Origin of the sequence: Parafrankia elaeagni (genome assembly GCF_000374165.1) — a bacterium.
Classification (GTDB): Bacteria; Actinomycetota; Actinomycetes; order Frankiales; family Frankiaceae; genus Parafrankia; species Parafrankia elaeagni.
The window spans coordinates 1-18,836 of sequence record NZ_KB893748.1; the positions used below are offsets into that span (position 1 = coordinate 1).

The window sequence follows — 18,836 nt, forward strand, 5'->3', positions numbered from 1 at the left end:
ATCCACACCCACGTCCGCCTGCACTGGGGAATCGAGAACCGCCTCCACTACATCCGCGACACCGCCTGGCGCGAGGACGCCTGCCACGCCTCCCGAGGAAACGGGCCCAGAAACCTCGCCACCATCCGCAACCTCGCGCTGAGTCTCCTCCGCCTCCACGGAGTCCGAAAGGTCAAGGAAACCCTCGAGCGCATCGCCGGCGACCGCTACCGGGCACTCCACTACCTGGCTACATAGGGCAATGGATCGTCACACTAGGCGATCTTCGCGCAGCCCTGGGCCCTGGCCCCCGATCCTGGGGTTCACCCACGCGATGTTCGAGGTGCTCGCGCAGGCACTGGTCACCGTCGAATCCATCGACGAGCCGCAGGGGATCGCCGATGCGATCTCCGGGCTGCAGCAGGCCCGCACTGTTGTCGGCCCCGTCACCTTCGGGGATCAGGCGAAACAGCTTCCGAAGAACGTCGCGAGTGTCCCGCTGGCCGGCGGGGTGTGGACGCAGCAGAACAACGAGTTCGGCCTGCACGTCGTCAGCGCCACCACCCCCGGGCTCAACGTCACCGTCGAGCCTGACCAGAGGATGGTCGACCTGAGGTCCCAGGAGGGCAACTGACGTTCGGGACGGCCGGTCCCGGTGACGCAGACGGCGCGGGGGGTGCATCCCGAAAGGGGATGCACCCCCCGCGCCGTTGTCACAGCCATCGTGCGGGCAGTGGGGCGGTCGAACCCACGGCCCAGGGTCAGGTACGCGCCGCCGCGCGCGTCATCGTGTGCTCGACCACCGCGATCAGGGCGGTCTTGGTGGAGTCGCGGTTGCGGGCGTCGCAGGTGATGATCGGGACGGCCTGGTTGATCTGCAGCGCCTCCCGGACATCCTCGATGGAGTGTCGCAGGATGCCGTCGAAGCAGTTCACCCCGACCACGAACGGCAGCTGGCGCTGCTCGAAGTAGTCGACGGCCGCGAAGCAGTCCGCGAGCCGCCGGGTGTCTGCCAGCACGATCGCGCCGATGGCGCCGCGCACGATGTCGTCCCACATGAACCAGAACCGGTACTGCCCGGGCGTCCCGAACAGGTAGAGGATCAGGTCCTCATCGAGGGAGACACGGCCGAAGTCCATCGCCACGGTCGTGGTGGTCTTGTCCACGAGGTGTGTGAGGTCGTCGACATGCGCGCCGGCCTCGGTCATGACGGCCTCGGTGCGCAGCGGGACGATTTCGGACACGGAGCCCACGAACGTCGTCTTGCCGGCGCCGAACCCGCCTGCCACCACGATCTTGACCGAGGTCGTGGCGACGGCGGAGTTGACCCGTCGGTGGTCAGAGCTTTCGAAGGCCACTGAGAACCCTTTCGAGCAACGCGAGATCCGGCGCCTCATCGCGGTCCGGCTGCTGATGGACGCGGACGAAGCCTTCGTCCGCCATATCGCCTACCAGGACGCGGGCGACCCCGAGAGGCACCCTCAGACCGGCTGCGATCTCAGCGATTGACCGCACCTGCCGGCACATCGCGGCGATGGTCTGCTGCTCCAGGTTGAGGCTTAGTGCCCGCTCCTCACCGAGCGGGGTCGTGAAGACGAGTGCCTCGATGGCGAGCTCGTAGCGTGACCGAGTTCGCCCGCCGGTCATCGCGTAGGGACGGACGACCGGTCCGGGCGCGTTCTCGGGATCGATGCTCACCCTGACTCCCTGGACTTACCGTTCACCGCGGAAGCGTCCCTTGCAGCTCGGCCCGCAGGGCCGGAGTGAGGACGTCCTTGGCGCGGCTGACGAGCAACGCCATCTCGTAGCCGACCAGCCCGATGTCGCAGGACGGTGCGGCGAGGACGGCCATGCTGGCCCCGTCGCTGATGGCCATGATGAACAGGAAGCCCAGTTCCATCTCGACGACGGTCTGCGTCACCGCACCGGCCTCGAAGACCCGGGCGGCGCCGCCGGTGAGGCTCACCAGCCCGGACGCCACCGCGGCGAGCTGGTCGGCCCGGTCCCGGGGGAAACCGTCCGAGACGGCCAGCAGCAGTCCGTCGGCGGAAACCACCACGGTGTGGGCGACGCCCGGAACCCGGTCAACAAAGTTGTTGATCAACCAGTTGAGGTTCTGGGCCTCGGAACTCACGGGTGTCACCGTTCCTCCTGCGCGTCACGTCGGGGATTTCTCGTGGTGTCAACTCCGACATCACGTCCCTGCCGCACGCCCTGGTAGAAGCTGGCGAGCCGGCCACCGACGGCCTGTGGGGAGCGTGTCGCCGCCGGCTCGGGGGGACGCCGGCTGGGCGCTGGTTCGGCGCTGCCGGGCACGAGATGGGTCATGGGAACTCGAACCGGGAGTCCTGACCGGGTGGTGCCGCCGGCACTGGGCTGGCGGAGCTGCTCCGCGGCCTTCCAGCCCTCGTCGCCCGCGGACGACCAGGATCCGTCCGCAGCCTGCCCGGCGGGAGCCATGGGCTGCGGACCGGTCTGCGGCACCTGGCGGGGAGCCTGAGCCGCGGCGGCGGGGACCTGCACGCCGGGACCGGGGCGGCGGATCCCCCGGCCGGGGGAGTCCAGTGCCGGCTCGCCGCGGAGCGGTGACCGCGGCGGGCCCGGCGGCTGGATACCGGTGCCCGGTCGGGCGGGAGCCTGCGGCTGGGCCGGCTGGGCCCGCCGGGGGAGCGGTGTGGCCTGGACGGGCGGGCCCGCCGGGGCCTGCCCGCGGCGGCCCGGAGCGGGCCGACCGTTCACCGCGCCGTTGCCGTTGCCGGCGCCGTTCGCGGGTGGCGGGGTCTTGCGCTGGAACCAGGCCGACACCGAGTCGAAGATCGGCGTGGTGAAGGTTTCGTCGTCCTCCAGCTCGCCCGTCGCCGTCTCGCCGGTGTCCTCGGCATGGCCGAACGTGGAGCTCTGGTTCGGCCCGGTCTCGCCCGGGCCGATCTCCCGGTTCCCGCGGAAGGCCGCAGCCAGGCCCGGGCCGGTGCGCGGGAACGGGTCACCCGTGTCGGGTGCGGGCCGCCCGGCACCGCGGTTGAACACCCCGCCCGGGCGCGACAGTGCGTCGGTGTCGGGCTCGCTGTAGACCTGGTTCGGGCCCGAGGGCGGCCCGATCTGCAGCGGGCCGGACAGGTCGTCCCCACCGCGGACGTCCGCGAGCGGGTAGCCGTTGGAGTCGGTGAGCCCTCGCCCGGCGTCCGGGCCCCGGTTCGGGCCGGGCCGGTCCAGGTGCCCGGGAAGCTCCAGCGGGCCGGTGTGCTCCCGGGGACCGGTGAGCTCCTGTGGGCCGGTGTACCCACGCGGCCCGGTGTGCTGCTGTGGCCCGGTCTCCGCCCGCCGCCCGCCGGTTTCCAGCGGGTAGGTGTAGGGGCGCTCGCCGGTGTGCGGCTCCTCGGCGTAGCCGCCCTGGTCATAGCCGCCCTGGTCGTAGCCGGTACCGCCCCGGTGGGGCAGCGAGCCGGAGTCGAAGGCCTCGAGCGGGTACTCGGCGGAATCCTCGGGGCCGCTCCGCCCCTGGTCGGGGAAGCCGGCAGGCGGGCCGGCGTCGAACCGGTCGGGCCCGGTGGAGCCGGGCCCGCTGCCAGTGTCCCGGGCGAACTGGCCGTTGCGCCCGGCCCGGTCGTCCCGTTCCCCCCAGCCGTCCCGCTCACCGCGGCCAGCGGGTTCGGCGGAGTCGGGCCGGGGCGGGCGGGGCCCGCCGAACAGCGATGCTCCGCCGGGGCTGGTGAAGCCACCGCCCGGTGCCTGCCCGAACCCGGCACCGTTGCCGCCGGGGGCGACGGACGAGCCACCTGCGGCCGAGGCGGTCGCCGGGTCGACGATCGGGTTGAAGCTCGTGGTCTGCAGGCCCGACCCGATGCCGTTGCGCTCGGGCGCGGGCGGAAGAGCGGGCGGACCGGCCGGGCCGGCCGGGCCGGCCGGGCCGCGGCCGCCGGCCGAACCGGCGTCCCGCCCGTTCGCGGGGGCGATCGCGCCCGGGCGCGGTCCGCTCGGCAGCGCACCGCTGTCACCGGTGACCAGCTTGGCGGGCAGGCGGACGACTGCGGTGATACCGCCGGAGGCGGATTCGCGCAGCTGGACCCGGATGCCGTGGCGGCTGGCCAGCCGGCCGACAGCGAACAGACCCATCGTCCGGGAGACGGAGACGTCGACGACCGGCGGGTTCGCGAGCCGCTCGTTGACCCGTTCGAGCTCCTTGGCGGGCATGCCGATGCCCTGGTCCTCGATCTCGATCATCGCGCCGGCGCCGGGGCCCAGCGAGTGGCTGGACACCGCGACATCGGTGACGGGCGGCGAGTAGGAGGTGGCGTTCTCCAGCAGCTCGGCGATCAGATGGACCACGTCGCTGACACCGCTGCCGGCGATGGAGACCGGCGCGGCGCCGGTCTGCTTCACCCGGGTGTACTGCTCCACCTCGGAGATGGCGGCGAGGACGACCTCGTTGACCGGCACCGGGTGCGTCCACCGGCGTGCGGTGTCCGTCCCGGCGAGGACCAGCAGGGACTCGTTGTTCCGCCGCATACGGGTGGCGAGGTGGTCGAGCTTGAAGAGGTTGGCGAGCTGGTCCGGGTCCTGCTCGCGGTTCTCCAGATCGTCGATCAGGCGAAGCTGGCGCTCGACGAGGCCCTGGCTTCGCCGGGAGAGGTTCACGAACATCGCGTTGACGTTGTTCCGCAGGACGGCCTGCTCGGAGGCGAGCCGGACCGCCTCGCGGTGGACGGCGTCGAACGCCCGCGCGACTTCACCGATCTCCTCGTCGGAGTCGATACCGATCGCCTCGACGTCGTCGTCGAGGGTCTGGTCGGTGGAGTCACGCAGGCGGCGGACGGCCTCGGGCAGTCGGCGCCCGGCGACGTCGAGGGCCGCGGTTCGCAGCGAGAGCAGCGGGCGGACGAGTGACCGGGCGACGACCACGGCCGCGAGCAGCGCGGTGGCGAGAATGAAGACGATCAGCAGACCGGAGAGCAGGGCCCCGCGCTGGATTCCGCCGCGCAGCTCGTCGACCCGGTCGTCGGCGTCGTTGACCAGGCTGGCGCTGACCTCGTTGCTGCGGTCGAGGGTCTCCTTGGTCACCCGCGCCCACTTGTCGGACGCGGGCGCCGCCGGCGTCGTCAGCGGCACGTCCGTGGGAGCGTCGAGAATCTGTTCCGTATACAGAGCGGTGAGTGCGATGTCCGGATTCTCAACGCTGACATTGTCACGGTAGGTAGCGAGCTGGGCGGGCGTCGCATCTCTCTCGAATGCGCGAATCAGTTCGGTGCGCTGCGAGTAGGTGGTGAGGAACTCACGGTAGTCGTCGGTCGAGAATGGCTGCGCGCCGACGATGACGCCGTGCGCAAGCGCCTGTGCGTTGGCGAGTTCCTCGTCCGCCCGGACAAGGTGATCATTGGCGTTGACGCTGGTGAGTAGTTCCTGATCGTCATTTCCCTGCGGGATGAGGATCACGAGGTCGATGAGCGAGTCGATGATCGGCTTGTAGGCGGTGCGCACCGAGTCCGGGTCCGCGATCCGCGCGACCGAAGTACGGATGCCCTCGATCCGGCCCAGCGCCGTGTCGGCGTTGACCAGCGCCTCGCTGACCTCCGGCCCGAAGGAGCCCCGGCGGCGGTCGGCGGTGCTCCGGTAGCCGGCGAGGGCGTCGTCCACCGCGGTCTGCAGGACCGTCACCGACGGCGCGACGCCACCGGGACGCGTGGCCACGAAACTGGTGGTGAACGTCCGCTCCTGCTGCAGGGCGTAGATCAGAGGTGCGGCCGACCTGTTGATCTCGATGAGATCGCGGATTCGGTTGACATCACGCGTGCTGGTCAGAACCGACGCCGCCTGGATCGACGAGTTGACCAGGATGGCCACGACCGGTACGGCAAGAATTGCGATCAGTTTGGTGCGCACCCGCCAGTTGGTCGGGTCGGTCACCAACTGGCGGAGGCCGCGGCGGCCGGATCTTTCCGGGCGCGGCGGCATGGGGGGCTGGTCGTCGTGATGCCCGTCGCCTTCGACGGGCGAACCAGCAGCCGGCATCGGCGGCTGATCTGCGGCCATGCCCGTGGTGCTGGCCATCGGTTGTCTGCGCACGTACCTTCGCAACCTCTCCGCCAGCCTCCCGGAACAGGTCGTACCAGGATGGCTCGGTATCGGGGCCCGGATGTCCCTCACAACGCACCTTAGCGGTACAGAGTGAGCACCCGAAAGGCGCCCACCGTACGCCCGTTGTGGAGCGCGGGCCAGTTGTGGCGGTTTGCCGTCCACGTTTGTCACTGATGCCCATCTCTGCGGGCACTGTCAGTCGGCCGATGCATCACTCACCGGTGCCCTTCTCCGACCTTTGCGATCCGATCCGGGCTTCATGGTCTTCGGAGGCGGTTCGTCGGCTGGTTCGTCCGGGCGGTCCGAAGACACCTCCAATGTGGCGGCAGTGCCGGCGGTCGTGCCACCCGGCGCGGGCCCGCCGCGGGCTCCGTACGCTTGATGGGTGAACGAGTCACCTCGTGGCAGCTATGGCTCCACCGATGCACATCCCGGATACGACACGGTTCTCGTGATCGACTTCGGCGCGCAGTACGCCCAGTTGATCGCGCGCCGCGTTCGTGAGTGCCATGTGTACTCGGAGATCGTCCCGTGGGACACGCCGGTGGCGGAGATCCTGGCCCGCCGCCCGGCGGCGCTGATCCTGTCGGGAGGCCCGAAGTCGGTGTACTCGCCGGGTGCGCCGCGGGTCGATCCGGCGCTGTTCTCCGCCGGGGTCCCCGTCCTGGGGATCTGCTACGGCCACCAGGTGATGGCCCAGGCGCTGGGCGGAACGGTCGCCCGTACGGGTACCGCCGAGTACGGTGCGACCCGCCTGCGCGTCGACGACCCTGGTGTGCTCTTCGCGGATCTGCCCACCTCACAGCAGGTCTGGATGTCTCACGGCGACTCCGTGACCGCGGCCCCGCCCGGCTTCCGGGTCACCGCTTCCACCCCGTCCACGCCGGTCGCCGCGTTCGAGGACCTCGCCCGTCGGCTCTACGGTGTGCAGTTCCACCCCGAGGTGATGCACAGCGACCGGGGGATGGACGTCCTGCGGCACTTCCTGCTCGTGGGTGCGGGCTGCCGGCCGTCCTGGACCATGCTCAACATCGTCGACGAGGCGGTCGCCTCGGTGCGCAGGCAGGTCGGCGGCGGACGCCTCATCTGCGGGCTGTCCGGTGGAGTTGACTCCGCGGTGGCTGCCGCCCTGGTGCAGCGCGCGGTCGGTGAGGCGCTGACCTGTGTGTTCGTCGACCACGGGCTGCTGCGGGCCGGCGAGGCGGAGCAGGTCGAGCGGGACTTCGTCGCCTCCACCGGCGTCGACCTCGTTCACGTGAAGGCGGCCGACCGGTTCGCCGCGGCGCTGGCGGGAGTCACCGACCCGGAACAGAAGCGCAAGATCATCGGGCGGGAGTTCATCCGGGTCTTCGAGGAGGCCGCCCGCGAGCTCGATGCCCGCGCCGCCGAGACCGAGGGGGCGCACATCGGTTTCCTGGTGCAGGGCACGCTCTACCCGGACGTCATCGAGTCCGGCTCGCCGACGGCCGCCAAGATCAAATCTCATCACAACGTCGGCGGGCTGCCGGACGACCTTCAGTTCGCCCTGGTGGAGCCGCTGCGCACGCTGTTCAAGGACGAGGTTCGCCGGCTGGGCGAGGAACTCGGGCTGCCCGAGGACATCGTCTGGCGGCAGCCCTTTCCCGGCCCCGGCCTGGCCGTGCGGATCATCGGCGAGGTGACGCCCGAACGGCTCGACATCGTGCGCGCCGCCGACGCCGTGGTACGTGAGGAGATCCGCAAGGCGGGTCTCGACCGGGAGATCTGGCAGGTCTTCGCGGTCCTGCTCGCGGACGTCCGGTCGGTGGGGGTCCAGGGCGACGAACGGACCTACGGCTGCCCCGTGGTCCTGCGTGCGGTGACCAGCGAGGACGCGATGACGGCGGACTGGGCCCGGCTGCCGGCGGCACTGCTCGAGCGCATCAGCAACCGGGTCGTGAACGAGGTCCCGCAGGTCAATCGGGTCGTCTACGACATCACGTCGAAGCCGCCCGGCACGATTGAGTGGGAGTAGCGACCAGCTGGGTGGGAGTGGCGACCAGCCCGCCGCCGGCGGCCCGCGCAGGCTTGCCGGCGGTTGGTTCGCGCGCCCCCGCACCCGCTTCGAGTCGCTGCTGTAGCGCCGGCCGCACCGCCGCCGCACCGCCGCTGCACCGCTGTTGCCGACGCGGGGTCGGTGCGGGCGGCAGTGCGGGCGGCAGTGCGGCGAAACCTGGCAGCAGCGGGCCGCGCGCGGACCCGGCCGGGGTGCGGGGGCCGCGCCGGATCCGTCGGCAGGGCGTATGTGGCAGCGTGCCGTGTTGGGAAATACGTGTTTCGCCATTGCGGTGGTCAGTGTCGGTCAGTGTCGCAGTCGTGGATTTCATGCGGATGCGGCCGCTGGAGCCCGATAGCGGCTGCCAGGGTGTGCGTATTGCGGCCGCGGTCCCGCCGGGTGTGCGGGAGGTCCCGTCCGGGCGGGTGAGATGCCGTGTCCGGCGGACGGGGTGGCCGGCTGTTCGGTTGTGGTGGGGTCATCGGGATCTGTAGCACTCCGCGGCGACATCCCGTGGGTGTGTCCGCCGCTCATTCCCGCACTGGTTGGTTGCGGGTTCGGCCGCTGGTTCACGAGGCGTTCGTGTCGCGATCGTGGCGCGATGATTCACGCGCAGGCTCGCCGCTTGTCGGCCGCCTGGCATTGTCACGCTATGCGCCGGTAACGGCTCACTCGTTGTCGAACCGGACATTAGGGATAATCAACCCCTAACGTCGGAGTTGTTGACATGGAGCAACCCCTCTTCTCTGCTTCCGCGCCAATATCGTCCCTCCCTCCGGTGCTGGTCGCCGTAGGAGCTCGATCAGGTGTCGGGCTGCTGGGCCAGCCGTCCCTCCGCCCATGTGGGCGGAGCGCGAACCACGCGGGTGACGGGCGAACGCCTCGCGCGGGCCGCGGTTGCGCGCGAGATGGCCGGCCCAGGTCGGGGGGACCCGGGCACGCCACCCGGCGCCGGGTCGACCCGGCGCCGGGTCGAACGGGCGCCCGTCCAGGCAGTACGTGCGTGGACGGCGTAGGCCTGGTTTGACTACGTCCCGGTCGCGGCGCACCCTGGAGAGGTGCCGCAGTCCCTCATGGTGATTACGTAGGCGCGCGACCGCCCCGAGCGGGTCGCGCGCCGAGCCCTTCCGCCCTATGGCGGGGGGCTTTTTTGTTTGCCGCGGCCGCAGGTGGAGGTGGCCGCCGAGCCACCGGGAGAGTGTTGATGACATCACCATCGGTACGTCAACCGTCGGCCGTCGCTGCCCCGGCGTCCCCCGCGGACGATCCGGGCGGCACGGATGATGCCGACGGCGGCGGAGATCGCCAGGGCGGAGCGGTGGTCGCCTCCGCCCGGATCAGCACGCGGGTGGGCCTGCCCCGCCCGGACCGCGCCCGTCCGGCGCCGTCCGCGTGCCATGCGATCGGTGCACGCACCGGCCCCCGCGGGCGGGACAATGCCACCCGTTCGGTCGGCGGGGCCGTGCTGCCGGTCGACGTCGCCGACGTGCGGGCAGCGGCGGCCCGCCTGAACGGTGTCGCGCGCCGTACCCGGGTCGTCGCGGCGCCGGAGATCACCGGGGACCCGGGATCACCGGTCTGGCTCAAGTGCGAGCACGAGCAGCACACCGGTTCGTTCAAGCTGCGCGGCGCCTACAACCGGATCGCTGCGGCGGGCCCGCGGGCCCGCGGGCGGGGGGTGGTGGCCGCGAGTGCGGGCAACCATGCCCAGGGTGTCGCCTTCGCCGCCGCCCGGTTCGGCGCCGCTGCGACGATCTTCGTACCGGAGGGCGCGAACCCGGCCAAGGTGGCCCGGACCCGCAGCCTGGGCGCCCGGGTCGAGCATGTCCCGGGAGGCGTGGACGCCGCGATCCGCACAGCGGCGGCCTTCGCCGCCGACAGCGGCGCGTTTCTGGTGCACCCGTTCGACGACGAGGCGGTCGTCGCCGGCCAGGGCACGATCGGCCTGGAACTCCTGGAGCAGATCCCGGACCTGTCGACCGTGATCACCGGAGTGGGTGGGGGCGGTCTGCTGTGCGGGCTGGCGGTGGCGATCAGGAACCAGCGCCCGGACGTCCGCGTGATCGGCGTCCAGGCGGCCGCCGCGCCCGCCTTCGCCGCATCCTTCCACGCCGGCAGCCGCCTGACCGTGCCACCCGGCGGCCGTGCGGCCGGTACCGCGGCCGGCGACGGTCACGAGCGGCCACCGGCGGGCACTGTCGCGGACGGGATGGCGGTAGGCGCCCCCGGTCGACTGACCCTCGCGCTGGCCGCGCGACTGGTGGATGACGTCGTCACGGTCGACGAGGACGCCTTCTGGGACGGGATGGTCATCCTGCGGCGTGCCGGCCACCGGGTGGAGCCCGCGGGTGCCGCCGGAGTCGCCGCACTGCTGCGGATGCCGCACCTCGCCTCCGGGCCGACAGCCGTCATCCTCTCCGGTGGCAACCTCGACCCGGCTGTCGACAGGCGGGTCGAGGCACTCGCCGCCGCGCGGGTGGGATGAGACCCGGCCACCGGCGCCGGGGCCGGCCGTGGAAGTGTCGGGCCCACCCGGCATCATGACGCGGTGGCCAGCCTGACCACGGCGTCGGGCGGTTCGTCCGTCGAACGTACGATCGAGGTCTGATGAGCACTCTTTTCGACGACACCTTCGGCCCCGGGGGCCTGGTCGACGGCGGTTCGCCGGGCGGCCCGGCGGCTCCTGGCGGCCTTGGGCCGCGTGGTGGTGCCACAGGCGGTGATCGGCCCGGCCCCGGCTTCGGCCCGGCAGCGCTGGAAGCCGGTGCGGGCCGCCCCCGACCGCCCCGCCTCGACCCGGACGAACTGCTGGAGGGGCTCAACCCCCAGCAGCACGCGGCCGTGGTGCACGCGGGCGCCCCGCTGCTCGTCGTCGCCGGTGCCGGGTCCGGCAAGACCCGGGTGCTGGCCCACCGGATCGCCTACCTGCTGGCGGCCCGGGATGCGCGGCCGGGGGAGATCCTCGCGATCACCTTCACGAACAAGGCCGCCGGCGAGATGCGGGAGCGGGTCGAGGCCCTCGTCGGTGGGCGGGCCCGGGCGATGTGGGTCAGCACCTTCCACTCGGCCTGCGTGCGCATCCTCCGCTCGGAGGCCGGCCGTCTCGGTTTCGGTTCCTCCTTCTCCATCTACGACGCGGCGGATGCGCAGCGCCTGATCACTCTGGTCACCCGGGATCTCGATCTCGACCCCAAGCGGCACACCGCCAAGGGACTGGCGGTGGCCATCAGCGCGCTGAAGAACGAGCTCGTCGACTGGGAGGCGGCCAGGGACCGGGCGGCGAACCACATCGAGCGCACCGTCGCCGAGGTGTACGCCGCCTACCAGCAACGCCTCATACAGGCGAACGCGCTGGACTTCGACGATCTGATCATGACCACGGTCAACCTGCTCCAGGCTTTCCCGGACGTCGCCGAGCACTACCGCCGCCGGTTCCGGCATGTACTGGTCGACGAGTACCAGGACACCAACCACGCCCAGTACGTCCTCATCCGCGAGCTCGTCGGCCGGCCGGGCCGGGCCGGTGCGGCCGACTCGGGCGAACCCGGGGCCGACGCCGGGGCCGGTGCCGGTGCGGTCCCGCCGTCCGGTGCGGTTCCCCCGGGGGAGCTGTGCGTGGTCGGTGACGCCGACCAGTCGATCTACGCGTTCCGCGGGGCGAACATCCGCAACATCGTCGAGTTCGAGAAGGACTTCCCGAACGCGGCCGTCATCCTGCTGGAGCAGAACTACCGGTCCACCCAGACCATTCTCTCGGCGGCCAACGCGGTCATCGCCCGCAACGCCCAGCGCAAGCCCAAGCGCCTGTGGTCCGACGCCGGTGACGGCGAGCGGATCGTCGGGTTCGTCGCCGACAACGAGCACGACGAGGCCGCCTTCGTCGCCGAGGAGATCGACCGTCTCGGCGACGAGAAGCTGGCCCGGCCGGCAGACGTCGCGGTCTTCTACCGGACGAACGCCCAGAGCCGCGTGTTCGAGGAGATCTTCATCCGGGTCGGCCTGCCCTACCGGGTCGTCGGCGGTGTCCGCTTCTACGAGCGGCGTGAGGTCCGTGACCTTCTCGCCTACCTGCGGGTGCTGGCCAACCCGACGGACACGGTGAACCTGCGGCGCATCCTCAACGTCCCCCGCCGGGGCATCGGGGACCGCGCCGAGGCGATGCTGTCGGCCTTCGCGGAGCGGGAGCGGATCCCGTTCGCCCAGGCGCTCACCCGGGTCGACGAGGTGCCCGGCGTCGCCGCCCGGTCGGCCCGCTCCGTCCGGGACTTCGCCGCGTTGCTCGACGGCCTGCGCGAGCTGCTGCCCGAGGGCCCGCTGGCAGTGATCGAGGCCGCGCTGGAGCGGACCGGCTACCTTTCCGAGCTCGTCGCCGAGGACACGATCGAGGCTCAGGGCCGGGTCGAGAACCTGCGTGAGCTGGTCGGGGTTGTCCAGGAGTTCGCCGAGCGGCGCCCCGAGGGCACGCTCGCCGAGTTCCTGGAGCAGGTGTCCCTCGTCGCCGACGCCGACCAGATCCCCGACGACGACGGCTCCGACGGGGTGGTCACGCTGATGACCCTGCACAGCGCCAAGGGCCTGGAGTTCCCGGTGGTCTTCCTCACCGGGCTTGAGGACGGTGTGTTCCCGCATCTGCGCACTCTCGGCGACCCGACGGGGCTGGAGGAGGAGCGGCGGCTCGCCTACGTCGGCGTCACCCGTGCCCGCGCCCGGCTCTACCTCACCCGGTCGCAGGTGCGCAGCGCCTGGGGGCAGCCGGCGTACAATCCGCCGTCGCGGTTTCTGGGCGAGGTCCCCGAGTCGCTTGTCGACTGGCGCCGGCTGCCTGAGCCGGCCCCGGCCCCCGCGGGTGGCCGGTTCTCCAGCGGCTCAGGCGGGTCCGGCAGCTTCGGGTCCGGCAGTTTCGGGTCCGGCGGGTCCGGGTCCGGGTCAGGGGCAGGTGGGGCAGGGCCCCGGCCGCAGAACTCCCCGTTCGCGGCGCGGAGCGCCCGGCCGGCCAGCCGCCCCATCGTCGACCTGAGCCCCGGCGACCGGGTCACCCATGACACCTTCGGCCTCGGGGTCGTCGTCGCGACCAGCGGGGTCGGTGACTCCCGCCAGGCGAAGGTCGACTTCGGCTCCGGCACGGGCACGAAGGACCTGCTGCTGCGGTACGCCCCGGTGGAGAAGCTCTGACGGACCCGGCTGGTCGCCGGGCGCTCCCACGACCAGCCGGAACCGGCGGGGTCGTGGTTCACCGGCTGCCCCGGAGCCGGCGGCCCGGCGGCCCGGCGGTCAGTAGTGGACGCCGTGGCCGGCCAGCCAGGTCAGCGGGTCGACCTTGGTCCCGTACTGGCCGTTCAGCCGGACCTCGAAATGCAGATGCGGCCCGGTGGACCTGCCGGTGTTGCCCTCCAGGCCGATCTGTTGGCCGGTGGCGACCTCCTGGCCGAGACGGACATCGATACGGGAGAGATGGCCGTAGCTGGTCACCACGTTGTTCTCGTGCATGATCTGCACGAAGTTCCCGTATCCCGTCTCCCAGCCCGCATAGATCACCGTCCCGCGATGCGCGGCGTAAATCGGTGTTCCGTGGGCGGCGCCGAAGTCCACCCCGATGTGGTGGTTCGAGCCGCCGAAGCCCTGGGTGATCCGCGCCTCGATGGGGCGCACCCAGCGCGCCGCCTCGGCCCGCTCCGCCTCCGCGGCGATCGCCGCGTTGCGCTGGGCCACGACGGCGAGGGCCTCCCGGCCGACGATCTCGTCGCGGGCCTGGAGCAGGTCACCCAGCCGGCGTTGCGCCTCCGCGGTCTCGCCGTCGGCGGGGCCGTCACCGTGCAGATCGTCCGTGCCGCCGCCGGCGACCACGACCTGCGTGGTCACGGCGCCGCCGATGGCACGCGCGCTGCTGCCGGCCGGAAGCGAGGACGCTCCGACCACGGTGCCGGAAGGATTGGCCTCCAGCTGCGCCGGCGCCTCGGAATGCGCGATGCCGGTCGTGTTGATCATGGCCAGGCCGATGGTGGAAACCACCGCCGTGGCAACTCCTGTACGCCGTAGCTGAACGGCGGCGAATCCCGATCTTCCGAGCACGGACGCGCCCTGCCCGTCAACAGGCGGGGCATTTCTGCGTCGGCGTTCTCCGTGCTCGGATCTCGGGAACTGCGGTCGCGTCAACGCGCACTCCCATGGTCGCAAGGCACCCGCCGGAGGACCGGAGGGAGGAGGGATCCCATAAACCGAGGAGGAGGCTACACCGTCCGTTTCGGACAGATGCTTCCAACTAGCCGCAAAGGTGTAGCACCTTCGTGCCGATCTGCGGACGTCCGTGCCGGTGCGGGGGCGGGCGCGAGCACACCGGCGATCATGTGCGCAACCGCGCTGCTGAACGGCAGACTGTGGTGTCCAGCCCCATCCACCAGGATGTTCTCGGTGATCAGGTCGGGGTGGACGAGCCTCGCCTCGTCCGGGCGGACGATCGTGTCCATGCCGCCCGCGACGGCGACGAAGCGGGTCCCGATCCCGGGTGCCGGCTCGTCGAGGTCACGCAGCAGCGACGACCCTGGCCGCAGCTGGGCCAGGACCCGGTACGCGACCATCCGGGGGAGTCGGCGGGCGAGTCGGGTCCCGTTGTGCGGCGTCGCCAGCGTCACCAGGGTGCGGACGTGGTCGCAGCCGCCGAGCCGCTGAACGTAGTAGCGGGCCACGAGCCCGCCGAGCGAATGAGCGACGATGTGCACGCCGGGATGCCCGTGCCGCCCGACGACCTGGCGGACCGTCTCGGCGAGCTGCTCCGCCGCGGCCTCGACACTGGTCGCGAACAGCGGGAGGTCGATCTCCGTCACGGTCGTGAAGCCGCGCCGGCGCAGGGAGCGCTCCAGTCGGGCGAACACCGACCGGTTGTCGGCCAGGCCGTGCACCAGCAGCACCGGTGTGCGTGCGGTCGTCGGGTCCCCGACGATCAGCCCCCGCTGCAGAGGAGTCAGTTCGCCGAGGCGGTAGTGGTCGGCCGGGCCGCCGTCGCGCCGACGCCCGATCACGGCGGCCGGGTAGAGCGCGGCGTGGGTGGCGATGCAGGCCGCCTCGACCACGAGCCCCTTCATCCCGTCGAGCATCCCGTCGAGCTGGGGCGCTGCGATCCGGGTGAACAGCCGGGTGTCGATGACCGTCCCCTTCGTGCGGGCCTGCGTTGGTGGCAGGGCGGGTGACCGACGCTACTGAAAGCCACCCAAGCCTGTCGACCATTTCGTCTTCCTTGCCGCAAGACGGACGTCGCTGTTACTCTCGGCAAGAATTTCCAGGAGATCTATCACTCGGTGCGTCAGACCGGGCAAGTCTGTGTCACTGCGGGTGAGGATGTCGTCCGCGAAGCCCAGCCTGGTCAGGTCGCTGGGAAGCAGGCCTGCGCTGTCCGCGGCTGCGGCCGGGGTGATCCGCAGGGTGGTGGCTGCACCCTCCGGTGACAGAGCGGTCAGATAGCTGTCGGGAGACAGCAGGACGACGTCGGTGCAGCAGGCGGCGAGCGCACCGCCGGAACCGCCCTCGCCAAGGACGATCGAGATCGTCGGGGAGGCGCAGCCGAGCACGGCTGCCATCGCCGCGCCGATCTCCCTCGCGACGCCGCCCGCCTCCGCCGCCGGCCCGCAGGCCGCTCCGGGCGTGTCGACCAGGGTGAGCAGGGGCAGTCCCAGCCGCCCGGCGAGGCCGGCCGCGCGGGTGAGCAGGCGGTAGCCGTCCGGGCCGGGTGCCTCGTCGCGTCCGGCCGCCAGGGCGACTCCGACCACCGGTGCGCCGGCCAGCCGGCCGGCCCTGGCCCGCACCGTCCGGTCCGGACCGGCCAGGTCCACGCCGTCGGGCAGCAGGTCGCCGAGGATGACCCCGGCGGCCCGGCGGGGCCCGCCCCGCGCGACCTGCACCTGTTCCCACCCGCCGCGGTGGTCTTCCGCAGGGCCTTTCTCGCGGCCGTTGAGGCCGACTGCGTGGTCGCGGCCGACTGCGCGGTCGCGGCCGACAGCGCGGTCGTCGCCGGCGCTGTCGGCCGGAGCCCCGTGGGCGACCGCGGTCGCCGGTTTCGGGGAGCCGACCGAGCGCAGCGCCCGACGGAGCCAGTCCGCGACCTCGGACGGCTCGACGGCTGCGTCCACCAGCCCCGCGGCCTGGGCGGACAGCGCGGTATGGCTGTTTGGCGGCGGCAGTTCACCGGTCACGGCCGCGACGACCCGGGGCCCGGCGAAGCCGACGGTCGCGCCGAGGACCGCGCAGCGCAGATCGGCCCGGGACCCGACGGTGACCCACATACCACCGGTGGTGGGATGGTCCGACACAGCGATGTGCGCGAGGCCGGCGCGGGCCACGTCGCCGAGGGCGAGGGACACCCGGGCCAGGCCCACGAGCCCGGCGACGCCCTCCTGCAGTCGGGTCCCGCCACTGCGGACCAGCGACACCAGCGGCAGGGCGTCGGCGACCGCCGCCCCGGCCGCGGCGGTGAAGGCGGCCGCGTCGGCCTCGCCGAAGCTGCCCCCGTGGACGCTGAAGTCCCACACCGCGACAACCGCCGGCACCCCCTGGACCGGGCCGGTTCCCCACCACAGTGCCGGCTGGCCGTCATAGTCCGGCCAGTGCAGGCGGTTGGGCGCGCCCGGGCCGGCGGGCCGGCGGATGACCTCGGCCAGCAGCGCGGCCTGCCAGTCCGTGGCCGGTGGGATGCTCCTGCGTTGCGCCATGCCTACAGATGTTCGCTGCTGCCAGGGTCAGCGGTGCCACGCTGTGTGGGATCGGTCTCGCGTGGGCACCCCGCCGGCACGGGCAGTGGTCGGCCCGTCCGGAATGCGCCTCGCGGGTGCCGTCCCGGATACTCCGTCCGCGGTCGCCGCGCCGGTCGCCGCCCGTCGCAGACCACTTCCTCATGCGTCATATGGTTCGGAATACTCTGGTCTGCTCTGCTCCTGGAGCGGTCATGTTCGGTGCAGGCCCGGGCGAGGGGAGTCATGCTCACACCGCTGACGGAGGAAGACCCGAGACAGGTTGGCCGCTACCGGCTGCACAACCGCATCGGTTCCGGTGGCATGGGAACCGTCTATCTCGGCTTCACTCCGGATTCCGAACCGGTCGCGGTCAAGGTGGCGGCCGCTGAGCTGTCCGAGGACGCCGAGTTCCGGTTCCGCTTCGAGCGTGAGGTCCGTGCGGCGCTGCGGGTGCGCGGCGGAGCCGTGGCCAGCGTGCTCGACGCGGACACGACCGCGTCCCAGCCGTGGATGGTGACCGAGTACGTCGAAGGCGTGAACCTGGCCGACGCCGTCCGTCGCCGGGGGCGGCTGGAACCCCACCTGGTGCGCGGGCTGGCGGTCGGGCTCGCGGACGCGCTGGTGGCCATTCACTCGGTGGGCGTTGTCCACCGTGACCTGAAGCCGTCGAACATCCTGCTGGCCTGGGACGGCCCGAAGGTCATCGACTTCGGGATCGCCCAGCTCACCGACAGTGCGACGCTCACGCGCAGCGGCCACGTCATCGGCACTCTCGCATGGATGGCGCCCGAGCAGATGCGCGGCGAGGCAGCCGGGACAGCTGCCGACGTCTTCGCCTGGGCGAGCTGCGTGACCTACGCCGCGACCGGGCGGCACCCCTTCCACGCGGAGGCTCCCGACCTGCTGGCGCAGCGCGTCCAGCGCGACGAGCCCGATCTCGACCATCTCCCCGGCTACCTGCGCGGGCTGGTCGCCCAGGCGCTGTCGAAGGCACCGCAGGACCGGCCGGGCCCCGCCGGTGTGCTGGCCGCGTTGGTCGGCCACGAGGTCCACGGTGTCGCCGACGCGGACCGGGCCGCCGGCTCCGTCCTGGAACAGACCTGGACGGGGCCGTCTCCCGTCTTCGGGGTCTCCGCTCCCGACTCGCCGACCCCGGCGCGACCGACTCCGGTCGCGAGCCCGCAGCCGCCGCAGCGCGCGGGACCCGTCGGCCCGCCGCCCCCGGCGTCGTCCTTCCGTGCCACCTCCGGCCCGGGCGTCGCGGGGCGGGGCACGAGTCCGTCATGGGGCCCGGCCCGCGACTCGGCGCGACAGCCGCCGCCGGCCCATCCCGCCCCGCCGGCCAGCCCTCCGTCGTTCTCCGAGCCGGTGGCGCGGGTGCCGATGTCGCCGCCGAGCTACCCGCTGCCGGCGTCGCCGCCCGGAACGCCCGGAAGCTGGCCGTCCGGAAGCCGGCCGCCGGGAAGCCCTCTGCCCGGTGGACCGCCGGCCGTCGGTTGGGAGCAGCACCGCCAGGGGAGGGGAGAGGCCTCCAACCGCGGCGAGCCGACCTTCCGCCCGGCTGATGCCGTCCCGCTCACCGCGCCACCGGATCCGCGGTCCTGGCAGGTGGGGCAGGGCCCGGATCCGTCGGGGGCGGTGGCCGGGCTGCCAGCCGGGCCTCGGGTCGTCGGGCCGCCGCCTGCGCCGCCCGGCCCGCGCACGGCAGGGCTGGCGGGGGTGTGGACCCGGCTGTCGGAGCAGTGGAACACCTGCGCGCTGCTCTCTCTTGCCCTCGGCATCTTGTGGATCTTCGGGGTGGGCAGCATCGCCGCGGTGGTTCTGGGCCTGGTCGCCCGGTTGCAGCTGCGCCGTCGCCCGCGGCGCGGGACGTTCGCCGCCACGCTCGGCATCGGTCTGGGCTGGCTCGGCATCGTGAGTGCTCTTGTCATCGGCACCGCGGTCTGGGCGGTTTTCTGACCGATAGCGCGGATCTGCCTGCGTTCGCCCCCTCCGTAGGCTGATCAGTGTACGGAGGGGGGCGTGTGAGATCGGACATATCCACGTCCACC

12 protein-coding genes and 1 pseudogene are annotated in these 18,836 nt (G+C 72.2%); 6 read left to right on the plus strand and 7 right to left on the minus strand.

Going from position 1 to position 18,836, the window contains the following annotated elements:
- Positions 1 to 237: pseudogene (locus B207_RS40785) on the plus strand (ISAs1 family transposase); the annotation flags it as partial.
- 76 nt (positions 238 to 313) lie between these two features.
- Positions 314 to 613 carry a hypothetical protein gene (locus B207_RS0122955; RefSeq protein ID WP_018638948.1) on the plus strand — a complete coding sequence of 100 codons (300 nt, stop codon included), beginning with the start codon at positions 314 to 316 and terminating at the stop codon, positions 611 to 613.
- A 127-nt stretch (positions 614 to 740) separates the two neighbouring features.
- Here B207_RS0122955 and B207_RS0122960 read toward each other — a convergent pair whose 3' ends face one another.
- The 4 genes from B207_RS0122960 to B207_RS0122975 are packed head-to-tail and all read right to left on the minus strand — an operon-like array spanning position 741 to position 6,024.
- Positions 741 to 1,337, minus strand: a complete 597-nt coding sequence (locus tag B207_RS0122960) for a GTP-binding protein (protein ID WP_018638949.1) — start codon at positions 1,335 to 1,337, stop codon at positions 741 to 743.
- Complete coding sequence (locus tag B207_RS0122965) at positions 1,318 to 1,677, minus strand: DUF742 domain-containing protein (protein ID WP_006541596.1); 360 nt, start codon at positions 1,675 to 1,677, stop codon at positions 1,318 to 1,320. Before B207_RS0122965 ends, B207_RS0122960 begins: the two co-directional genes overlap by 20 nt.
- 22 nt (positions 1,678 to 1,699) lie before the next feature.
- Positions 1,700 to 2,122 carry a roadblock/LC7 domain-containing protein gene (locus B207_RS0122970; RefSeq protein WP_018638950.1) on the minus strand — a complete coding sequence of 141 codons (423 nt, stop codon included), beginning with the start codon at positions 2,120 to 2,122 and terminating at the stop codon, positions 1,700 to 1,702.
- Complete coding sequence (locus B207_RS0122975) at positions 2,119 to 6,024, minus strand: nitrate- and nitrite sensing domain-containing protein (RefSeq protein WP_018638951.1); 3,906 nt, start codon at positions 6,022 to 6,024, stop codon at positions 2,119 to 2,121. Before B207_RS0122975 ends, B207_RS0122970 begins: the two co-directional genes overlap by 4 nt.
- Positions 6,025 to 6,436: 412 nt before the next feature.
- Here B207_RS0122975 and guaA point away from each other — a divergent pair, with 412 nt between their 5' ends.
- The 3 genes from guaA to pcrA all read left to right on the plus strand — a co-directional run bounded on the left by guaA (position 6,437) and on the right by pcrA (position 13,237).
- On the plus strand, positions 6,437 to 8,044 hold the full coding sequence (guaA, locus tag B207_RS0122980; protein ID WP_026311349.1) for a glutamine-hydrolyzing GMP synthase: 1,608 nt from the start codon (positions 6,437 to 6,439) through the stop codon (positions 8,042 to 8,044).
- Positions 8,045 to 9,269: 1,225 nt separating this feature from the next.
- The gene (locus tag B207_RS0122985) at positions 9,270 to 10,550 is read left to right on the plus strand and encodes a threonine ammonia-lyase (protein ID WP_026311350.1); all 1,281 of its coding nucleotides are present in this window, start codon (positions 9,270 to 9,272) and stop codon (positions 10,548 to 10,550) included.
- A gap of 122 nt (positions 10,551 to 10,672) precedes the next feature.
- Positions 10,673 to 13,237, plus strand: a complete 2,565-nt coding sequence (gene pcrA, locus B207_RS0122990) for a DNA helicase PcrA (protein WP_026311351.1) — start codon at positions 10,673 to 10,675, stop codon at positions 13,235 to 13,237.
- 99 nt (positions 13,238 to 13,336) lie between these two features.
- Here the strand turns inward: pcrA and B207_RS0122995 are convergent, their stop codons facing one another.
- From B207_RS0122995 to B207_RS0123005, 3 genes are all read right to left on the minus strand, one after another.
- The gene (locus tag B207_RS0122995) at positions 13,337 to 14,074 is read right to left on the minus strand and encodes a M23 family metallopeptidase (protein WP_018638956.1); all 738 of its coding nucleotides are present in this window, start codon (positions 14,072 to 14,074) and stop codon (positions 13,337 to 13,339) included.
- A 218-nt stretch (positions 14,075 to 14,292) separates the two neighbouring features.
- Positions 14,293 to 15,144: an esterase/lipase family protein gene (locus B207_RS0123000; RefSeq protein ID WP_154675559.1), complete on the minus strand. Its 852-nt coding sequence runs from the start codon at positions 15,142 to 15,144 to the stop codon at positions 14,293 to 14,295.
- Between the two features lie 111 nt (positions 15,145 to 15,255).
- Positions 15,256 to 16,764, minus strand: a complete 1,509-nt coding sequence (locus tag B207_RS0123005) for a carboxyl transferase domain-containing protein (RefSeq protein WP_018638958.1) — start codon at positions 16,762 to 16,764, stop codon at positions 15,256 to 15,258.
- A gap of 264 nt (positions 16,765 to 17,028) precedes the next feature.
- Here B207_RS0123005 and B207_RS0123010 point away from each other — a divergent pair, with 264 nt between their 5' ends.
- On the plus strand, positions 17,029 to 18,744 hold the full coding sequence (locus B207_RS0123010; protein WP_018638959.1) for a serine/threonine-protein kinase: 1,716 nt from the start codon (positions 17,029 to 17,031) through the stop codon (positions 18,742 to 18,744).
- Positions 18,745 to 18,836: the final 92 nt, after the last annotated feature.

What these genes read in the sequence shown, in the direction of transcription:
- B207_RS0122985 (WP_026311350.1), top strand. Translation starts at nt 9,270, where the DNA reads ATGACATCACCATCGGTACGTCAACCGTCGGCCGTCGCTGCCCCGGCG.
- B207_RS0122955 (WP_018638948.1), top strand. Translation starts at nt 314, where the DNA reads ATGTTCGAGGTGCTCGCGCAGGCACTGGTCACCGTCGAATCCATCGAC.
- pcrA (WP_026311351.1), top strand. Translation starts at nt 10,673, where the DNA reads ATGAGCACTCTTTTCGACGACACCTTCGGCCCCGGGGGCCTGGTCGAC.
- B207_RS0123010 (WP_018638959.1), top strand. Translation starts at nt 17,029, where the DNA reads ATGCTCACACCGCTGACGGAGGAAGACCCGAGACAGGTTGGCCGCTAC.
- B207_RS0123005 (WP_018638958.1), bottom strand. Translation starts at nt 16,764, where the DNA reads ATGGCGCAACGCAGGAGCATCCCACCGGCCACGGACTGGCAGGCCGCG.
- B207_RS0123000 (WP_154675559.1), bottom strand. Translation starts at nt 15,144, where the DNA reads ATGAAGGGGCTCGTGGTCGAGGCGGCCTGCATCGCCACCCACGCCGCG.
- B207_RS0122975 (WP_018638951.1), bottom strand. Translation starts at nt 6,024, where the DNA reads ATGGCCAGCACCACGGGCATGGCCGCAGATCAGCCGCCGATGCCGGCT.